General features: G+C 72.9%; 16 protein-coding genes. 12 read left to right on the forward strand and 4 right to left on the reverse strand.

The window, feature by feature from the left end; all coding sequences use genetic code 11:
* The first annotated feature begins 131 nt into the window (after window positions 1-131).
* Both sucC and sucD read left to right on the forward strand, forming a co-directional pair.
* Complete coding sequence (gene sucC / locus OG490_RS22920; protein WP_112446542.1) at window positions 132-1,310, forward strand: ADP-forming succinate--CoA ligase subunit beta; 1,179 nt, start codon at window positions 132-134, stop codon at window positions 1,308-1,310.
* Between the two features lie 21 nt (window positions 1,311-1,331).
* Window positions 1,332-2,222 carry a succinate--CoA ligase subunit alpha gene (sucD, locus tag OG490_RS22925; RefSeq protein WP_330298154.1) on the forward strand — a complete coding sequence of 297 codons (891 nt, stop codon included), beginning with the start codon at window positions 1,332-1,334 and terminating at the stop codon, window positions 2,220-2,222.
* Window positions 2,223-2,394: 172 nt separating this feature from the next.
* On the opposite strand, the gene OG490_RS22930 is transcribed toward sucD, so the two are convergent.
* The gene (locus OG490_RS22930; RefSeq protein ID WP_330298155.1) at window positions 2,395-4,143 is read right to left on the reverse strand and encodes a helix-turn-helix domain-containing protein; all 1,749 of its coding nucleotides are present in this window, start codon (window positions 4,141-4,143) and stop codon (window positions 2,395-2,397) included.
* 119 nt (window positions 4,144-4,262) lie between these two features.
* Between OG490_RS22930 and OG490_RS22935 the strand changes: the two genes are divergently transcribed.
* Window positions 4,263-6,002 (forward strand): cell division protein PerM, encoded by a 1,740-nt coding sequence (locus tag OG490_RS22935; RefSeq protein ID WP_330298156.1) that lies wholly within the window; start codon window positions 4,263-4,265, stop codon window positions 6,000-6,002.
* A 9-nt stretch (window positions 6,003-6,011) separates the two neighbouring features.
* On the opposite strand, the gene OG490_RS22940 is transcribed toward OG490_RS22935, so the two are convergent.
* Entirely contained in the window at window positions 6,012-6,650 is a 639-nt protein-coding gene (locus OG490_RS22940) for a hypothetical protein (protein ID WP_330298157.1), read from the reverse strand.
* 257 nt (window positions 6,651-6,907) lie between these two features.
* Between OG490_RS22940 and purN the strand changes: the two genes are divergently transcribed.
* Window positions 6,908-7,531, forward strand: a complete 624-nt coding sequence (gene purN, locus OG490_RS22945) for a phosphoribosylglycinamide formyltransferase (RefSeq protein WP_330298158.1) — start codon at window positions 6,908-6,910, stop codon at window positions 7,529-7,531.
* A gap of 32 nt (window positions 7,532-7,563) precedes the next feature.
* Window positions 7,564-9,153: a bifunctional phosphoribosylaminoimidazolecarboxamide formyltransferase/IMP cyclohydrolase gene (purH, locus tag OG490_RS22950; RefSeq protein WP_330298159.1), complete on the forward strand. Its 1,590-nt coding sequence runs from the start codon at window positions 7,564-7,566 to the stop codon at window positions 9,151-9,153.
* 112 nt (window positions 9,154-9,265) lie between these two features.
* Here the strand turns inward: purH and OG490_RS22955 are convergent, their stop codons facing one another.
* Window positions 9,266-9,904 (reverse strand): hypothetical protein, encoded by a 639-nt coding sequence (locus tag OG490_RS22955; protein ID WP_330298160.1) that lies wholly within the window; start codon window positions 9,902-9,904, stop codon window positions 9,266-9,268.
* 246 nt (window positions 9,905-10,150) lie between these two features.
* Between OG490_RS22955 and OG490_RS22960 the strand changes: the two genes are divergently transcribed.
* The 7 genes from OG490_RS22960 to OG490_RS22990 all read left to right on the forward strand — a co-directional run bounded on the left by OG490_RS22960 (window position 10,151) and on the right by OG490_RS22990 (window position 16,814).
* A complete protein-coding gene (locus OG490_RS22960; RefSeq protein WP_330298161.1) occupies window positions 10,151-11,014 on the forward strand; it encodes a bifunctional methylenetetrahydrofolate dehydrogenase/methenyltetrahydrofolate cyclohydrolase in 864 nt (287 codons plus the stop codon).
* On the forward strand, window positions 11,004-11,546 hold the full coding sequence (locus OG490_RS22965; RefSeq protein WP_330298162.1) for a DUF3017 domain-containing protein: 543 nt from the start codon (window positions 11,004-11,006) through the stop codon (window positions 11,544-11,546). The genes OG490_RS22960 and OG490_RS22965 overlap by 11 nt, the downstream gene beginning before the upstream one ends.
* 97 nt (window positions 11,547-11,643) lie before the next feature.
* Entirely contained in the window at window positions 11,644-12,252 is a 609-nt protein-coding gene (locus OG490_RS22970; protein WP_330298163.1) for a short chain dehydrogenase, read from the forward strand.
* 273 nt (window positions 12,253-12,525) lie between these two features.
* A complete protein-coding gene (locus tag OG490_RS22975; protein WP_330298164.1) occupies window positions 12,526-13,515 on the forward strand; it encodes a malate dehydrogenase in 990 nt (329 codons plus the stop codon).
* A 145-nt stretch (window positions 13,516-13,660) separates the two neighbouring features.
* Entirely contained in the window at window positions 13,661-15,385 is a 1,725-nt protein-coding gene (locus OG490_RS22980) for a hypothetical protein (RefSeq protein ID WP_330298165.1), read from the forward strand.
* A complete protein-coding gene (locus OG490_RS22985) occupies window positions 15,375-15,779 on the forward strand; it encodes a hypothetical protein (protein ID WP_330298166.1) in 405 nt (134 codons plus the stop codon). Before OG490_RS22980 ends, OG490_RS22985 begins: the two co-directional genes overlap by 11 nt.
* A gap of 306 nt (window positions 15,780-16,085) precedes the next feature.
* Window positions 16,086-16,814 (forward strand): hypothetical protein, encoded by a 729-nt coding sequence (locus tag OG490_RS22990; protein ID WP_330298167.1) that lies wholly within the window; start codon window positions 16,086-16,088, stop codon window positions 16,812-16,814.
* 26 nt (window positions 16,815-16,840) lie between these two features.
* Here OG490_RS22990 and OG490_RS22995 read toward each other — a convergent pair whose 3' ends face one another.
* On the reverse strand, window positions 16,841-17,344 hold the full coding sequence (locus tag OG490_RS22995; protein ID WP_330298168.1) for a carboxymuconolactone decarboxylase family protein: 504 nt from the start codon (window positions 17,342-17,344) through the stop codon (window positions 16,841-16,843).
* Window positions 17,345-17,370 lie beyond the last annotated feature (26 nt).

Here is a 17,370-nt window from a genome sequence, read left to right on the forward strand (position 1 = left end):
TGCCGCGTCCACGGTCACCGTGTGCGCCTTCCTTGTGACAGCGCCGTCACGTTGCCCTCCGCGGCACGCCCACGCAGATAGCAGATAACCGCGAATCACTGCGAATCTTTGAAGACAAGGGACGGACGCGCGTGGACCTGTTCGAGTACCAGGCGAGGGACCTCTTCGCCAAGCACGGTGTACCGGTGCTGGCCGGTGAAGTCATCGACACGCCTGAGGCAGCCCGCGAGGCCACCGAGCGCATGGGTGGCAAGTCGGTCGTCAAGGCACAGGTGAAGGTCGGCGGCCGCGGCAAGGCCGGTGGCGTCAAGCTCGCCGCCACCCCCGACGAGGCCGTCGCTCGTGCGACGGACATCCTCGGGATGGACATCAAGGGCCACACGGTCCACAAGGTGATGATCGCCGAGACGGCTCCCGAGATCCTCGAGGAGTACTACGTCTCGTACCTGCTGGACCGTACCAACCGCACCTTCCTGGCCATGGCCTCGGTTGCGGGCGGCATGGACATCGAGCAGGTCGCCGAGGAGACCCCGGAGAAGCTCGCCAAGGTCCCGGTGAACGCCAACGAGGGCGTGACCATCGAGAAGGCCCGCGAGATCGTCGCGCTGGCGCAGTTCCCGGCCGAGGTTGCCGAGAAGGTCGCCGAGGTCCTCGTGACCCTGTGGGCGACCTTCATCGCCGAGGACGCGCTCCTCGTCGAGGTCAACCCGCTCGCGAAGGTCGCCAACGGCGACGTCATCGCGCTCGACGGCAAGGTCTCGCTCGACGAGAACGCCGAGTTCCGCCAGCCGGGCCACGAGGCGTTCGTGGACCACGCGGCCGCGAACCCGCTCGAGGCCGCCGCCAAGGCGAAGAACCTCAACTACGTCAAGCTCGACGGCGAGGTCGGCATCATCGGCAACGGCGCGGGTCTCGTCATGAGCACCCTCGACGTCGTCGCCTACGCCGGCGAGAACCACGGCGGCGTCAAGCCCGCCAACTTCCTGGACATCGGCGGTGGCGCTTCCGCCGCCGTCATGGCCAACGGTCTCGAGATCATCCTCGGCGACCCGGACGTCAAGTCCGTCTTCGTCAACGTCTTCGGTGGCATCACCGCGTGTGACGAGGTCGCCAACGGCATCGTCCAGGCGCTGCAGCTGCTCGAGGACAAGGGCGAGGCGGTCACCAAGCCGCTGGTCGTCCGTCTCGACGGCAACAACGCCGAGCTGGGTCGCAAGATCCTCTCGGACGCCAACCACCCGCTGGTGCAGCGCGTGGACACCATGGACGGCGCGGCCGACAAGGCCGCCGAGCTCGCGGCTGCGAAGTAAGGGCAGAGGTCACAGACTCACATGGCTATCTTCCTCAACAAGGACAGCAAGGTCATCGTCCAGGGCATGACCGGTGCCACGGGCATGAAGCACACCAAGCTGATGCTGGCTGACGGCACCGACATCGTCGGTGGCGTCAACCCGCGCAAGGCCGGCACCACCGTCGACTTCGACGGCACGGAGATCCCGGTCTTCGGTTCCGTCGCCGAGGCGATGGAGAAGACGGGCGCCAACGTCTCCGTCCTCTTCGTCCCGCCGGCCTTCGCCAAGGCCGCCGTGGTCGAGGCGATCGACGCCGAGATCCCGCTGGCCGTCGTCATCACCGAGGGCATCGCGGTGCACGACTCCGCCGCCTTCTGGTCGTACGCGACGTCCAAGGGCAACAAGACGCGGATCATCGGCCCGAACTGCCCGGGTCTGATCACCCCCGGCCAGTCCAACGCCGGCATCATCCCGGGCGACATCACCAAGCCCGGCCGCATCGGTCTCGTGTCCAAGTCGGGCACGCTGACCTACCAGATGATGTACGAGCTCCGTGACCTCGGCTTCTCCTCCGCCGTCGGCATCGGTGGCGACCCGGTCATCGGCACCACGCACATCGACGCCCTCGCGGCGTTCGAGGCGGACCCCGACACCGACCTGATCGTCATGATCGGCGAGATCGGCGGCGACGCCGAGGAGCGTGCGGCGGACTTCATCGCGAAGAACGTCACCAAGCCGGTCGTCGGCTACGTCGCGGGCTTCACCGCCCCCGAGGGCAAGACCATGGGCCACGCCGGTGCCATCGTCTCCGGTTCTTCTGGCACCGCACAGGCCAAGAAGGAGGCCCTCGAGGCCGCGGGCGTGAAGGTCGGCAAGACGCCGACCGAGACGGCCAAGCTGGCGCGCGAGATCCTCAACGCCGCGAAGTAATTCGCGACGGCAGCAGTTGCTGCCGCAGTTGTACGTAGTGACGGGCGTGGCCCGCACCCTGTGAGGGGGTGCGGGCCACGCCCGTTCTCGTCCCGTCCGGTCCGGTCCGGTCCGGTCCGGTCCGGTCCGGTCCGGTCCGGTCCCGTCCGGTCCCGTCCGGTCCGGTCCCGTTCTACTCCGGCTTCGGCGAGACCCTCGCCGGGCCGGCCGCCGGGTCGTTCAGCAGCTTCTCGTGGAGCTGGCGCCCCTCGTCCGAGAGCTGCTGCGGGCCGGCGTGCGGGGGCACGCCCGACACGTTCGCGCCGGGGGCGCGCTCGGGCACGTACTCGGTCGGCGCGGTCACCGCCGTGTAGGCCGTCGCGGCGGCGATCACCGCCGTCAGCCCCAGGATCGCGCGGGTCCACCGCCGGGTCCGGCCCTCGCCGGCCGCCCGGACGACGGCCGCGGAGCGCGGCTCCAGCGCGACGGCCGGTCTCAGGCCGCCGAGCCGCTCGCGCAGCAGTGCGGACTGCTTCCCGGGTGCCACGTCGGCCAGCTCGGGGAGCCGGTCGGCGAGCTCGTCGTGGGCGTTGACGAGGCGGCTGCCGGCGGTCGGCGTGGAGGCCTCGGTCTCGGCGGCGGTGTCGGGGAGGTCCAGCCCGACGCCGTCGTAGAGCAGCACGGTCCGGCGGTGGGCGGGCGGCAGCGCGAGCATCGCGTCCATGAGGACGCGGTCGCCGGGGTCCGCCGGGGGCTTGTCGGGGTGCTTGTGGGCCCTGCGGAACTGGTGCCAGGGCGAGAGCGCGTATTCGTACGCCGCCGCGCGCACCCATCCGACCGGGTCCGGGTCGGTGGCCACCTCGGGCCAGCGGCCCCACGCCTGCTGGAAGGCGTGCTCCACGGCCTCGCGGGCGAGGGCGCGGCGGCCGGTGAGGAGGTAGGCCTGGCGGGTGAGGGCGGGGGCGGTGCGGTTGTAGAGCGCGTCGAAGGCGGATTCCGGCGCGGGGACCTTCGGGGGCGGGCGTTCGTCCGCCCCGTCGCCGTCTCCAGCGCCTTCGGGGGCGTCCGCGGCGGAGTCCTCGGGGGCGGTACGGGCACTCGTGCCGCGGTTCTCGTCGCCCGGCCCGGCGCTGCCCGGACCGGTGCCGCTGCCGATACCGTTGATGCTCATTCCGGTGCCCGGACCCGTGCCCGGACCCGTGCCCGGACCCGTGCCCGGACCGGGAGGAACCGTTCCTCCTGACCGGAGCGTGGCGAGGCCGCCGCCACCGCCGACCGCGGCCTTTACCGTGGCCTTGGCCTCGTGCCGGGGCACTCCGACGGGGGGCTTCGCGGCCCGCTTGACGGCGGCCTTGGGCCGGGTCTGCGCGCCGACGGGGCGCCCGAAGGCATGGGCACGGAACCCGAAGCGCCCCTCGGCGGAGTTGGCGGCTGACGCCTCGTCCGTGTGGGGTTCCGAGGCTCCGGTTACCGCCTCGGACTCCTCCGACACGCCGGTCACGGCAGTGGCTTCGACCTCGACCTCGACCTCGGGCTCGACCTCGGCGCCGTTGGCCCAGGCGGGCCGGGTGGGCCGGGTCGGCGTGTCGGGAACGGCGACGGCGGCCGGCTCCGTACCGGCCGTCGGGTCCGCTTCGGACTCCGAGGCCCCGTCAGGCGCGGCCGCAACCACGGCCGCAGCCCCGTCCGCGTCGACCTGCTCCGCCTGCTCCCCCTGGTCCGACGCAGGGTCAGTGACCGTGGCGAGGCGGGTCAGGAGCTTCACGTAGGCCTCGCGCTTGCGGCCCCGAGGGTGGGTGCGGCCGGTCTCCCAGGAGCGGACCGTGGTGGCGGTGACCCCCACCGCCGCCGCGACCTCCTCGTGCGTCAGCTCGGCCGCTTCGCGCAGGCGTCGGCGTTCCTTCGGGGTGGGGAGGCTCAGCTCCGTGACGCTTTGTGTCATGCCACACTCCCCGCGACCCGGACGCCCTGAGCGAAAAAGTACATAAACGTATATTGAGCGACACCACGGGCATTCGCCTGTTACCCGCCCATAGCGCGTGTCGTTGGCACCATGAGCGGGTGACCCAAGTGACCGAACGCGGGACCTCGTTGCCCACGCCCCCAAGGGCCCCCGCCCGGCGCCGTTCACCGGCGGCCGCCGCGTGTGTCGTGGGCGGAGCCGTAGCCGCGGGACTGGGGCTCGGCTTCCTCGCCGTGCTCGTCATCGTCCTGTGGATCAGCTCCCCCTACCCCGACAGCGGCCCCGGCGGCGCCCTGCACCTCGCCGCGGGCCTCTGGCTGCTCGCCCACGGGACCGACCTGGTCCGCTACGAGACCCTCTCCGGGGTCCCCGCCCCCGTCGGCGTGACCCCGCTGCTGCTCATCGCCCTGCCCGCGCTGCTCATCCGGCGTGCCGCCCGGCTCGGCAGCGCCGCCGAGGAGGAGCGGGGCGCGGAGCCGCTGCCCGCCTCGGTGGTGTTCTCCGCCGTGCTCTGCGGCTACCTCGGCGTCGGCGCCCTGGCCACCGTGTACGCCGCCTCCGGGCCGATGCCCGCCGACCCGCTCAGCGCGGCCTGGCACCTCCCGCTGGTGGCCGCACTGGCCGCCGCCGGCGGGGTCTGGGAGGCCCGGGGGAGACCGCTCGGGCCGCTGACCGGCCGGTTCACCCGCCCCCGCTACGCACTCGCGCTGCGGGCCGGCGTCGGCGGGGTCCTGGTCCTGCTCGGCGGCGGAGCACTGCTGGTCGGAGCCTCGCTGGCCTGGCACGGGGCGGAGGTGCAGGGGTCCTTCGCGGCGCTGACCGGATTCTGGTCGGGCCGCTTCGCCGTCCTGCTGCTGGCCCTCACCCTGATCCCGAACGCCGTGGTCTGGGGCGCCGCCTACGCCCTGGGCCCCGGCTTCGCGCTGGGCGCCTCGGCCACCGCGACCCCGCTCGGCTTCGGCGGCTCGCCCGCGCTGCCCCGCTTCCCGCTGCTCGCCGCGCTGCCCGCGCAGGGCCCCGGCACGCCGCTGACCTGGGCCGCGGCCGCGGTGCCGGTGGTGGCCGGGCTGGCGGTGGGCTGGTTCGCGGTGCGCCGGGCGCGCGAAGTCTCGTACGGGGAGACCGCGCTCACCGCGGCCCTGGGCGCGCTGGTGTGCGCCCTGGCCACGGCCGGGCTCGCCGCCGCCTCGGCCGGGCCGCTCGGCTCCCGGGAGCTGGCCGCCTTCGGGCCGGTCTGGTGGCAGGCGGGCGGCGCGGCCCTGGTCTGGACCCTGGCGCTCGCCGTCCCGGTGGCCGTGACGGTGCACGCGTGGCGCAACCGGCCCGCGAGGGGGATGTCCGAGGCCCCCGACGGAGCGGAGGCCTGGCACGACAGCGGGGTACGGGAGGTCCGCTGGGCGGCGCTGCGCCGGGCCGCGGGCACCCTGATCCCGGACTTCTCCTCCGCGCCGAACCCGCCGGAGCCCCTCGAGGAGGAGCCCCGCGCCGGGTCCGCGCCGGGTCGGGCGCCCGGGCCCGTACCGGTGCCGCCGAAGCGGCCCGTACTGGTCATGCCCGGGCTCAAGCTGGACCTGACTCCGATCCCGATCGTCGCGATTCCAGCGACCCCGCCGCCCCCGGGGACCCCCGCGACCAGCGGGATCCCGGCGATGCCCGCCGGCCCGCCGCCCGCCGCGGAGCCCCTGCCGGCTCCGGCTCCGGCCGTCCCGGCCCCGCTCGCCCCGGCCGTGACCGGCGCGCGGGTCCTGACCCGCCTCAGGCCGGGGCCCGAAACGGAAGCCGCACCGGTCACCGGGACGAGGGACTCCGGGAAGGAACCCGGGCAGGAATCCGAATAGCCGGTCCGACTACCCCGGAATCTTGATCATCTTTCCGATGAAGTTGTCCGGCAGCAGGTCGTTGCACTGCATCTCCGCCGATTTCGTGAGGGCGTCCTGCGCGCAGACGTAGAAGTCCTTGTACGCGAGGTGCACGGCGTACGAGGACAGCGCCAGCAGCACCGCCAGCGAGGCGGCGACCAGGCCGCTCACCGCCGCCGTCCGCTGGGGCCGGGCGGCGGCCCCCAGGGCCGCCAGGCCGCCCTGGGCCGCGGCGGGCTCCGTGGCCCGGCTCGGCCCCCCGGTCACATCGGCCACCGTGGCGGTGGCCGCTCCGTCCTCCCCGGCGGGCTTCACCGGTGTGCCCCGCAGGGCGCTGATCCCCCAGTACAGGGCCAGTGCGCCGAGGAGCAGCCCCATCGAGGGGATGTCCATGACCACGAAGAAGAAGCCCCACATGCCGGCCAGCAGCGCGTACCGCGCCCGTCGCTGGATCGGGTCCGTCGGATCCCAGCGGGCCGGTCCGGATCCGGGGGCCTCGCCCGGCCCGTGCCCGGGTCCGCCGTCACCGCCGTCGCGCGGTTCCCAGGGCTGGTCGGGCCGGCCTTCCGGGGGCGCCGCGAAGGGATTGTCGTCGGTGGAGCGGTCGGGCTGGCGGCGATCCGGCATCGGGTGTGTTTCATCCCCTGTGTCATGGACGTCGCTGGGACGTCGGAGGCCTGTTTGCGGCTTGTAGGCCAGACGCTACCGCCCACCCGTCCCCCCGTCCCTCGGGGGCCGTCCGGTGTGCCGGTATCGTTGCAGGCGGTCGGTGGCTTCGTAGGGTCCGCCCATCTCGGCGACCCGAAGTTTCGTACGACCGCACAAGACGAACGACGTGCCCCCAGCTCACGCCGGGGGTGCCCCCGCCCGAGAAAGGGCCTCCCATGGCCGTCTCCCGCCTGGTCGTGCTGGTCTCCGGCTCCGGCACCAACCTCCAGGCCCTGCTCGACGCCATCGACGCCCACCCCGGCGGATCCGAGGGTTTCGGTGCCGAAGTCGTCGCCGTGGGAGCCGACCGCGAGAACATCGCCGGCCTGGAACGTGCCGAGAAGGCGGGGATCCCCACCTTCGTGTGCCCGGTCAAGGCGTACGCGACCCGCGCGCAGTGGGATGCCGCCCTGACCGAGGCCACCGACGCGCACGCGCCGGACCTCGTGGTCTCGGCGGGGTTCATGAAGATCGTGGGTGCGGAGTTCATCGACCGCTTCGGCGGCCGGTTCATCAACACCCACCCCGCCCTCCTCCCGGCCTTCCCGGGCGCCCACGGCGTACGGGACGCACTCGCCTACGGGGCGAAGGTCACCGGCTGCACGGTCCACTTCGTGGACACGGGCGTGGACACCGGTCCGATCATCGCCCAGGGTGTGGTCGAGATCCGGGACGAAGAGGACGAAGCCGCTCTCCACGAGCGGATCAAGGAAGTCGAGCGCGAGCTGCTCGTCGAGGTCGTGGGGCGCCTGGCCCGGCACGGCTACAGCATCGAGGGACGAAAGGTAACAATCCAGTGACCGCCGCAGAGGCCGCAGGGACCGCAGAGACCGTGACCGCAGAGAGCGCAGACCTCACCGCTTCGAAGCGCCCGATCCGGCGCGCCCTCATCAGCGTCTACGACAAGACGGGGCTGGAAGAGCTGGCCCGCGGCCTGCACGAGGCGGGCGTCGCGCTCGTCTCGACCGGCTCCACCGCCGGGAAGATCGCCGCGGCCGGGGTGCCCGTCACCAAGGTCGAGGAGCTGACCGGCTTCCCCGAGTGCCTGGACGGCCGGGTCAAGACCCTGCACCCGCGCGTGCACGCCGGCATCCTCGCCGACCTGCGCCTGGAGGACCACCGCAACCAGCTGGCCGAGCTGGGCGTCGAGCCCTTCGACCTGGTGGTCGTCAACCTCTACCCCTTCCTCGCGACCGTCCAGTCGGGCGCGACCGAGGACGAGTGCGTGGAGCAGATCGACATCGGCGGCCCGTCGATGGTCCGCGCCGCCGCCAAGAACCACCCCTCGGTGGCCGTGGTCACCAGCCCTGCGCGCTACGCCGACGTGCTCACCGCCGCCCAGGGCGGCGGCTTCGACCTCACCGCCCGCAAGCGGCTCGCGGCCGAGGCCTTCCAGCACACCGCCGCGTACGACGTCGCCGTGGCCTCCTGGTTCACGAACGCGTACGCCCCGGAGGCCCCCCAGGAAACGGACGCGCTGCCCGAGTTCCTGGCCGGCGCGTGGGAGCGCAAGTCCACCCTCCGCTACGGCGAGAACCCGCACCAGGCCGCGGCCCTGTACACGGACGGCCAGCCCGGCGGGCTCGCCAATGCCGAGCAGCTGCACGGCAAGGAGATGTCCTACAACAACTACGTGGACACCGACGCGGCCCGCCGCGCCGCCTACGACCACGAAGAGCCCTGCGTCGCGATCATCAAGCACGCCAACCCGTGCGGCATCGCGGTGGGCAAGGACGTCGCCGAGGCCCACCGCAAGGCGCACGCCTGCGACACGGCCTCCGCCTTCGGCGGCGTCATCGCCGTCAACCGCCCGGTGAGCGTGGAGCTCGCCGAGCAGGTCGCCGAAATCTTCACCGAGGTCATCGTGGCCCCCGGCTTCGAGCCGGGCGCCGTCGAGGTCCTCGCCAAGAAGAAGAACATCCGCGTCCTGAAGGTCGAGGGCCACCCGCACCAGCCGGGCGACCTCAAGCCCATCTCCGGCGGCGTGCTCCTCCAGCAGGCGGACGTCTTCCAGGCCGAGGGCGACGACCCGGCCAACTGGACCCTCGCCACCGGCGAGGCCCTCTCCGCCGACGAGCTCGCCGACCTCGCCTTCGCGTGGAAGGCCTGCCGCGCCGTCAAGTCCAACGCGATCCTGCTCGCCAAGGACGGCGCCTCGGTCGGCGTCGGCATGGGCCAGGTCAACCGCGTCGACTCCGCGAAGCTCGCGGTCGAGCGGGCGGGCGCCGAGCGCGCGCAGGGCTCGTACGCCGCGTCCGACGCCTTCTTCCCCTTCCCGGACGGGCTGGAGATCCTGACGGCCGCGGGTATCAAGGCCGTGGTCCAGCCGGGCGGTTCGATGCGCGACGAGCTGGTCATCGAGGCCGCGAAGGCGGCGGGCGTCACGATGTACCTCACCGGGACCCGGCACTTCTTCCACTGAGTCCCCGGCAATACGGCGAAGGCCGCGCACCGCAGCGATGCGGTGCGCGGCCTTCGCCGTATGCGCGGCCGGTACGAGGCTACGAGGCTTCGTACCGGCCGCGGCGGCGGTCCTAGTACTGCGGGCGCTTGAAGTAGACGCCCGCGGCCGAGTTGGCCAGGCCGATCAGGATCCAGAGGCCCAGACCGAGCGAGACGCCCTGGATGACGAGCGTGAACATGAAGGGGGCGACGCCCGAGTCGTTCAGGTTGCTGAGCGTCACGATGCTGACGAGCAGGCCGCCTCCGGCGAAGAGGGTCTGGATCGATCCGAAGATGATGCCGGAGACCCGGACGCCGCCGCGGCCCTTGGCCATCTTGGCGGCGGTCAGGATCGGCCACAGCGAGATGCCGACCATGAGTATGCCGAGGACGACGAACACGCCGGCCGCGGCGGTGCCCGCGTCGCTCGCCGAGGAGCTGGAAGAGCTGGAGAACGCCGAGGCGAACAGCGCGCCGCCGACCGCGACGAGCAGGCCGCCCAGGGCCTCCAGGATGCCGAGGATCCAGAGGATGACGCGGGCGCCCTTGACGCCGCCCGGCATCGGCACGTTGGCACCCGGGTAGCCGGCCGGGCCCGGGTAGCCGGCCTGCTGCGGGTAGGCGTAGCCCTGGGGCGGAACGCCCTGGGGTGCCTGCTGCGGGTAGCCGTAACCGGGCTGGCCCTGGGGCTGCTGCTGCCCGTACGGGTTGTTCGGGTCGCCGAAACTCATCTTGGGGTGTTCCTCCGTGGAAGTGCGGGGACGCACGGCACGCTAGGAGGATTCGCTGCAAGTGGTGCGGCCCGCCCCCCGGCACTGCCCGCGGCACATCTTCCGGTCATCGTCGTGCGAACGGGGTGGACTTGTCCAGCCGCGTCGCGCCCGCCCGCCCACTCGTTGTGCAAGTGCAACGAATCGGACCGGTCGCGGGGCGGATGCGACTGGATCCGCGACCGCCTCATCCGGGAGGATGGGGCCATGACTGCCCAGATTCTCGACGGCAAGGCCACCGCAGCCGCGATCAAGTCCGAACTGACCGCCCGCGTGGCGGCGCTCAAGGCCCGGGGCATCACCCCGGGCCTCGGCACCCTGCTGGTCGGCGACGACCCGGGCAGCCGCTGGTACGTCAACGGCAAGCACAAGGACTGCGCCGAGGTCGGCATCGCCTCCATCCAGCGCGAACTGCCCGCGACGGCCTCCCAGGAGGACATCGAGGCGGTCGTGCGCGAGCTGAACGACAACCCGGAGTGCACGGGCTACATCGTCCAACTCCCGCTTCCCAAGGGAATCGACACCAACCGCGTCCTGGAGCTGATGGACCCGGCGAAGGACGCCGACGGCCTGCACCCGATGTCACTCGGCAGGCTGGTCCTGAACGAGCCGGGCCCGCTGCCGTGTACCCCGTACGGGATCGTCCAGCTGCTGCGCCACCACGGCGTGGAGATCAACGGCGCGCATGTCGTGCTCCTCGGCCGAGGCATCACGGTCGGCCGCTCCATGGGCCTGCTGCTGACCCGCAGGTCGGAGAACGCCACGGTGACGATGTGCCACACCGGCACCCGCGACCTGGCCGCCCAGCTGCGCCAGGCCGACATCATCGTCGCGGCGGCCGGTGTGCCGCACCTGGTCAAGCCGGAGGACGTGAAGCCCGGCGCGGCCGTGCTCGACGTCGGCGTCAGCCGCGACGAGAACGGCAAGATCGTCGGGGACGTGCACCCCGGGGTCGCGGACGTGGCCGGCTGGATCTCCCCGAACCCGGGCGGCGTCGGCCCGATGACCCGGGCCCAGCTCCTCGTCAACGTGGTCGAGGCCGCCGAGCGGATCGTCCCCAGTGCGGGCTGAGCGCGCGGACTCCGAGGGATCCGCGGGCTCTACGAAGCCTGCGGCGCCCTCGGGGCCGGGGGAGCCGGCCGGGTCCGCCGCGGGGCCCGCATCGGGGTCCGGAGCCGGAGCCAAGGCCGAGAAGGCCGAGGCCGCCGCCGGTGCGGCGCGCTCCCGCCGCTTCCCCTCCGTCACCCGGGACACCGCCCGCCCCGAGGGCGGCGGCCGGGCCGCGCCCGGCGGCGCGCCCGCGCCGGCCCGCCAGTGGCCGATGCTGGCGGTCCTCGCCGCCACGGCGGGCGGGCTGCTGGCCACGGCCATGGGCCACCCGCGCCTCGGCTGCCTGATGATCGGCATCGCGCTGATCGCGGCTTCGGTGCTGCGCCGGATACTGCCCTCCGTGGGCATGCTCGCGGTGCGCTCCCGGTTCACGGACATGGTCACGTACGGGCTGCTGGGCGTGGCGATCGTGCTGCTCGCGCTGGTCATGGAGCCCAAGCCGTGGCTGCACATCCCGTTCCTGGAGAGCGCGGTCCGCTTCACGGTCCGCTGACCGCCCCGCCCGCCCCGAGCACCCCGCCCGTCCCGGCGGCCGCCGCCCCGGCCGCCACCGGTGGACTTCGCGATCATTCCTGGCGATGCTCGACGTCATGAACGCGATCAAGGTTGTAGTCATCGGAGCGAACGGAACCCTCGGCCGAGCGGTTCAGGAGGCCCTGCGCGGGCGCGGTCACGAGGTCGTCACCGCCTCCCGCAAGGACGCGGACGTCCACGTGGACATCACCGATCCGGAGTCCATCCGGGCCATGTACGACACGGTGGGTCCCGTGGACGCGGTGGCGGTCGCGGCCGGCAGCGTCCCGTGGAAGCCGCTCGGCGAGCTGAGCACCCAGGACGTGCGCGCGGGCCTGGAGGGCAAGGCCGTCTCCCAGATCGAGTTGGTCCGCCAGGGCTCCGTACGGCTGCCCGCGCACGCCTCGTTCACCCTGATCACCGGCATCCTGGCCCGCGAGCCCCTGCTGACGGGATCGGTGGCCTCGCTCGTCAACGGCGCGGTGGAGGCCTTCGTACGGGCCGCGGCCATCGAACTCCCCGGCCGGCAGCGGATCAACGCCGTCAGCCCGACCGTCTTCGAGGAGTCCATGGGCATCTACGGGGACACCTTCGCGGGATTCGACGCGGTACCGGTGGCGCGGGCCGCCAACGCCTACGTCAAGTCCGTCGAAGGGCACCGGACCGGGGAGATCTTCCAGGTGTGACACACCCGCACCGGGTCCGCACCGGGGCCGCCGCGGCACCGTCCGCGCGCGGTCCGGCGGGCGCCCAGGAGAGCCTCCGACGGGCGTCCGGAGGGCGTCCTGGCACCACCCGTGTGCCACGCACCACACGGGCCGGGGGATTGGGGTGCTCCAGGGTCGGATAGCCTGACGGCGGATGTCTCTTCACGTCAAGATTTACTGGGCCACGGAGCGGCGTCCTCCCAGCACATGGGGCAGGGACGCCCCACCGCCAGCTGTCTAACGGAGAAGGCCATGACCCGCACTCCCGTGAATGTCACCGTCACCGGCGCCGCCGGCCAGATCGGCTACGCGCTGCTCTTCCGCATCGCGTCCGGCCACCTGCTCGGCGCGGACGTGCCGGTCAAGCTCCGTCTTCTGGAGATCCCCCAGGGCATGAAGGCCGCCCAGGGCACCGCCATGGAGCTCGACGACTGCGCCTTCCCGCTGCTCGCCGGCATCGACATCTTCGACGACCCGAACAAGGGTTTCGAGGGTGCCAACGTCGCGCTGCTGGTCGGCGCCCGCCCGCGCACCAAGGGCATGGAGCGCGGTGACCTGCTCTCCGCCAACGGCGGCATCTTCAAGCCGCAGGGCGCCGCGATCAACGCGCACGCCGCGGACGACATCAAGGTCCTGGTCGTGGGCAACCCGGCCAACACCAACGCGCTCATCGCGCAGGCCGCCGCCCCGGACGTACCGGCCGAGCGCTTCACCGCGATGACCCGCCTGGACCACAACCGCGCGATCTCGCAGCTGGCCGCCAAGACCGGCGCCGCCGTCTCCGACATCAAGCGCCTGACCATCTGGGGCAACCACTCGGCGACCCAGTACCCGGACATCTTCCACGCGGAGATCGCCGGCAAGAACGCCGCCGAGCTGGTCAACGACCAGGCCTGGCTGTCGGACGACTTCATCCCGACCGTCGCCAAGCGCGGCGCGGCGATCATCGAGGCCCGCGGCGCGTCCTCGGCCGCCTCGGCCGCCAACGCCGCCATCGACCACGTCCACACGTGGGTCAACGGCACCGCGGCGGGCGACTGGACCTCGATGGGCATCCCGTCGGACGGCTCCTACGGCGTGCCGGAGGGCATCATCTCCTCCTTCCCGGTCACCACCAAGGACGGCCGCTACGAGATCGTCCAGGGCCTGGACATCAACGAGTTCTCCCGTGCGCGCATCGACGCGTCCGTGGCGGAGCTCGTCGAGGAGCGCGACGCGGTGCGCGAGCTCGGCCTGATCTGAGCGCATTCAGGCTGAGCGCGTCCTGTGGGCACATCAGTCTGAGCGAATTAGTACGTACGTCGAAGCGCCCCGGCCAAACCTGGCACGGGGCGCTTTGGCGTGATTCTTTCTATCGCGGGGTGTAGGGAAAACCTAAGGTCGACCGGTGACCGAGATCCCGATTCCCCGCCGGCCCGACAGCGGCGCCTGGGGTGATCCGCCCGCCGGTCGCCCGCCGGTCCACCCCTCCCTCAGCGAAGCGGGCCGTTTCCTGTGCGCGGGCACCTACCTGGACGCCGGCTACCGCGACCGGGTCATCGACGAGCTGTACGTCCACGAGGAGCGGGTCGTCGCCCCCTCCTACGGCTACGACGCCTCCCGGGTGCTCGCCCACGCGCTGCGCGCCCGCCGCGCCGAACTCGGCTGGGCCGCCGGGGTCCTCGGAGCCTGGTTCGTCGGCTCCCTGCTCACCGGCGGCGCCCTCGCCGTACTGGTCTTCCCGTTCCTGATGCTCAGCCTGGCCGACTGGCTGCGCGGCCGCAGCGTCCCGCTGCTGCGCGCCCTCGCCCTGATCCTGCGCATCTACGTCTGGTGGATGATCGTCCTCATCCTGCTCGCCTTCGGCTTCGGCGGCCTCGCGCTGCTGAGCTCCCTCGGGAACACGGGCGGGATCCTGGGCCTGCCGTTCGCCCCGTCGGGCAGCGCCCTCAGCGGCAGCGCCACCGCCTGGTGGCTGCCCGTGGTCCTCGGCGCCGTGGCCACCGTCGTGGGACTCCAGCGCGGGTACGTCTTCCGGACCATCGCCACCGACCTCAACCCGCAGCGCTACGCCGACCACGCGGGCGACCCGGCCGAAGCCGCCCAGGGAGCCCGCTTCCAGCGGATCCGCCAGCGCATCCGGGCCGAGCAGTTCGCGCCGGTGATCATGTACGACGTCAACGACCCGTTCTGCGGGGCGGGTGATCCCTACATGCCCTGGCAGCTGTCCGTGGAACTGCGCCCGCGCGAGGACCTCGGACCCGACCGCAAGCCGGTCCCGGTCACCAACGCCCACATCCTCGGCAAGGTCGTGCCGCTGCTGGAGCGCCTGCGGGTGCCCTCGCCGCACGGTTCCCCCGAGTCGGCCGCCGCCGTCGGGGACCGGATGCGCGAACTGGTCGTGGACGAGTGCGTGTTCCTGCCCGCCGCCGGACTGCCGCACCGCGACACCGCCCAGGTCGTCCACGGCCAGTACGGCGAACAGCGGGCCGCCGCCATCGAGGAGGGCGGCGAACGACGCCGGCACTTCCTGCGGGTCCGGGTCGGCGGCTGGGACGAGAACCTCGTCGTCACCGTCTTCGTACGGGTCCACACGCAGGGCGGGATGATGATGCTGGAAGTGGCCCCGCACGTGCTGCTCCCCGTCCACGTCACCTTCCACAACGCGGACGCCGACGCCCAGCGCCACCGGAACAACAACGCGTTCGGCAAGGCCGTCTGGGCCGTGCGCAACACCCCCGGATCCATCGCGGCCTCCGTCGCCACCCTGGGCCGCGGCCTGGTCAGCTGGTGGCGGATCGCCACCGCCGGGCACGGCGGCGCCCGGCCCGAGGGGCCGCGGGTGTCGGTGCGCGACCTGGCCTCCCAGGACAACGGCTCGCTGTTCCACCTCATGGACCTCGACCGCTTCCTGAAGACCATTCAGGACCGGGTCGTCGGGGGGATCGTGCTCGCCCTGCACGAGGCGGGCTGGCACACCGAGGAGTTCGCGGCGCGGGCGGTCAACGTGGCCGAAGGCGGCACGTTCATCCAGTCGGTGAACGGCAGCACCTTCAGCGTCGGCGGCAGCAACAACACCAACACCGTCCGCCACGGCGGCGGCAGGGGCAGGGGGAGCAGCGGTGGCAACTGACGACAGCGGTACGGGGACCGGTACGGGCACGGGCGGGTCCGAGCCGTCCGTCCGGATCGGCGGAATCACCGGCAGCGCCTTCAGCATCGGGGGCAGCAACAACACCAACACCGTCCACCACGGGGACACGGCGGCCGGGGCCGTCGCACCGGAGGCGCTCCTGGAGGCGGTACTGGAGCTGCGCGCGGCCCTCGTACGGCTGCCGCGCGGCGCGGACCGGACGGCGCTCGACACCGAACTGGACGGGGTCGCCGAGGGACTGGAGGGGGCGGCGGAGATCCGCCCCGGCCTGGTCACCCGGCTGCGCGGGGCGCTGGAACGCTGGGCCCCGCTGGTGGAATCGGTCAGCGCGGCCACGGCGCTGGCCGGGCTGCTGACCTCGCTGGGGGGCTGAGCCGTGGCCTCGCAGCCGCAGGGCGCACCCCGCTGGGACCCGCAGACCCAGCGTTGGGTCTCGGACGGCCCGGCCCAGGCCTCGGCCCCGGCGCCCGCCCCGGCACCGGCACCGGCGCCGACTGCGCCCCCGACGCCCGCTCCGGGCCCGCCGCCCGGCCCCGCCCCGGGCCAGGCGTGGCCGCCAGGCGCACCTTCCGCACCTTCCGTCCCGCCCGTCCCGCCCGGTTACGCCCCGGTCCATCCCGGGCCCGGAGCCCCGTCGGGTCACCAGCCCCTGCCCCAGTACGACCCGTACCCGGGGTCCGTGCCGCCCGGGCCCGTACCGCCGGGGCCCCCGCGCCCCGACGGGCCGCGCGGCCGGTGGCTGACGCCCACGACGGCGGTGGTCGCGGTGGCCGCGCTCGCGATCGGCGCGGCGGCCGTCTGGTTCGTGGAGCGGGAGCGGGGGGACGAGCCCGTGCCCCCGGGGCTCACCGCTTCGAGCGCTCCGGCGACCGGCGACGCATCCGCCGCGCCCGCGCCCACCGGTACCGCTGCCTCCGGACCGAGCCCCAGCGCCAGTCCCACCCGTAGCCCCAGCCCCGGCGCCAGCGGCAGCACCGCGCACGAGACGGTGCGCGACGCGAAGGGCTTCACCGTCGCCGTGCCCGTCGGCTGGGTCAGGGAGGAGGCCGCCTCGGGAGTCTTCTACCGCTCGCCCGACCGCGCCTCCCTGGTCCAGATCTTCCAGGTCAGCGAGGCCGACCTGAGCCCGCTCGGAGCCGTCCAGGGCGCCTCCTCGTACCTGCGGGCCCAGACCTCCGGCTACCAGGAGATCCGGGTCGGCCCGGCACCCGGCGCCGCCGACGCCGGCGAGCTCGTCTACGAGTACGACAGCGCGGAATCGCACGGCAGGCGGCGCGGGATCGAACGGGTCTTCTTCGCGCAGGACGGCAAGAAGTGGGCCGTCCTGACGGCCGGCCCGGCCCCCGAGTGGACGCTCACCCAGGAGCACCACGCCGCCGCCCTGGCAGCCTTCCGCCCGGCCGGCTGACGCGGCCGGGAGGACCGGTCCGCCGACTACTTGTTGTACATGCCGGGGGTGTAGTGGCCCGGGGCCATGCGGTAGGTGACGCCGAAGCGGTTCCAGACGTTGATCGTCGCGATCACGGCGATCAGCTGGGTCAGCTCCTTCTCCTCGAAGTGCTTCGACGCCTTCTCGAACACCTCGTCGGGCACGAAGCCCTCCGTCAGGACCGTGACGGCCTCGGTCAGCTCGATCGCGGCGAGCTCCTTCTCGGTGTAGAAGTGCCGCGACTCCTCCCAGGCGCCGAGCAGCACGATCCGCTCGACGCTCTCGCCCGCCGCGATGGCGTCCTTCGTGTGCATGTCGAGGCAGAAGGCGCAGTGGTTGAGCTGTGAGGCGCGGATCTTGACGAGCTCGACGAGCGAGGGGTCCAGGCCCTTCTTCGCGGCGATCTCCAGGGCCAGGACCGCCTTGTAGATCTCGGGGGAGTGCTGGCCCCAGTTGCCGCGGGGGGCGTGTTCGGCGGCGAGGTCGGTGGTGTGCACGTGAGTGGTCATGAGCCCACCCTACGAAGCAGGCGGCC

The sequence above is a fragment of the Streptomyces sp. NBC_00503 genome (genome assembly GCF_036346895.1).
In the GTDB taxonomy this organism is placed as follows: Bacteria; Actinomycetota; Actinomycetes; order Streptomycetales; family Streptomycetaceae; genus Streptomyces.

Excerpts from the sequence above, each read along its gene's own strand:
- OG490_RS22930 (WP_330298155.1), bottom strand. The coding sequence starts at position 4,143 with ATGACACAAAGCGTCACGGAGCTGAGCCTCCCCACCCCGAAGGAACGC.
- sucD (WP_330298154.1), top strand. The coding sequence starts at position 1,332 with ATGGCTATCTTCCTCAACAAGGACAGCAAGGTCATCGTCCAGGGCATG.
- OG490_RS22975 (WP_330298164.1), top strand. The coding sequence starts at position 12,526 with ATGACCCGCACTCCCGTGAATGTCACCGTCACCGGCGCCGCCGGCCAG.
- OG490_RS22955 (WP_330298160.1), bottom strand. The coding sequence starts at position 9,904 with ATGAGTTTCGGCGACCCGAACAACCCGTACGGGCAGCAGCAGCCCCAG.
- OG490_RS22940 (WP_330298157.1), bottom strand. The coding sequence starts at position 6,650 with ATGCCGGATCGCCGCCAGCCCGACCGCTCCACCGACGACAATCCCTTC.
- OG490_RS22970 (WP_330298163.1), top strand. The coding sequence starts at position 11,644 with ATGAACGCGATCAAGGTTGTAGTCATCGGAGCGAACGGAACCCTCGGC.
- purN (WP_330298158.1), top strand. The coding sequence starts at position 6,908 with ATGGCCGTCTCCCGCCTGGTCGTGCTGGTCTCCGGCTCCGGCACCAAC.
- OG490_RS22995 (WP_330298168.1), bottom strand. The coding sequence starts at position 17,344 with ATGACCACTCACGTGCACACCACCGACCTCGCCGCCGAACACGCCCCC.
- OG490_RS22960 (WP_330298161.1), top strand. The coding sequence starts at position 10,151 with ATGACTGCCCAGATTCTCGACGGCAAGGCCACCGCAGCCGCGATCAAG.